This is a genomic window from Spirulina sp. CCY15215 (assembly GCF_016888125.1).
In the GTDB taxonomy this organism is placed as follows: domain Bacteria; phylum Cyanobacteriota; class Cyanobacteriia; order Cyanobacteriales; family Spirulinaceae; genus CCY15215.
In genome coordinates this window covers 1-257 of record NZ_JACSWA010000100.1, presented here as the reverse complement: position 1 = coordinate 257, position 257 = coordinate 1, and the positions used below count along the sequence as shown (strand labels likewise).

Here is a 257-nt window from a genome sequence, read left to right as displayed (position 1 = left end):
ACCAATGACCAAACCGGAATTCTTGTTTTGCCAATACAAGCATCTCCTCCGCAAACTCCCGGTGTTTTTTGAATCCCCGAAAAAGATTGAGAAGCAAATAATCGTACTGCGCGATCTATAACTTCATCCGGCGATCGGTATTGACCATTTTTAACCGTTTCTCGTACAAATTGTTCGAGGTCTGGTTGCAGAGAAATTTCCATACAAATCCTCCAAAATCTAACTCAGCATAACATTTTTTTCACCTGCGCGATCGC

General features: G+C 42.0%; 1 protein-coding gene. It reads right to left on the bottom strand.

The annotated features are described in order from the left end of the window. Positions 1-203, bottom strand: a 203-nt coding sequence (locus tag JUI58_RS00455; protein WP_204101788.1) for a DUF433 domain-containing protein, incomplete at its 3' end; no start/stop codon positions are given. Positions 204-257: the final 54 nt, after the last annotated feature.